A 354-nucleotide genomic window follows, 5' to 3' on the forward strand; every position below is an offset into this window, starting at 1 on the left:
GCCACACCGTGCGCAGAGCAGCCGAGCGTGGGCTCGGCTCTACAGCAGGCCGCGTGTTGCGGCGGCTCTTTCAGGTTGCCCAGCATCCAGTCCACGGTGGCGTGGATCTGTTCTTCGGTCAGGGCCGGGGTGCCCCCCCCCCCCCCGGCGGGCGGCCGGGGCCCCGGGGGGGCCCCGGCCCCCCCGGGCGGGCCCTCGGCTCTACCACCTACTCAGCTTTGCCCACCGAGGCCTGATTGCCCCTGTGCCCCCGCCGCGCAGGCGGATCTCCGCATTTCAGGGTTAGTCTGTGCGCCCTCTTCACTGGAATCGCCCGTCGATGCGCCGCCGTTCCCTTGCTCTTGCCCTGTCCCT

Annotated in this window: 1 pseudogene; it reads right to left on the reverse strand. The window is 72.3% G+C overall.

The features are described from left to right. Positions 1-68: 68 nt before the first annotated feature. A pseudogene (locus R5H29_RS22930) lies at positions 69-185 on the reverse strand (cytochrome c5 family protein); the annotation flags it as partial. Positions 186-354: the final 169 nt, after the last annotated feature.

Source organism: Stenotrophomonas sp. A3_2, from assembly GCF_036624925.1.
GTDB lineage: Bacteria > Pseudomonadota > Gammaproteobacteria > Xanthomonadales > Xanthomonadaceae > Stenotrophomonas > Stenotrophomonas hibiscicola.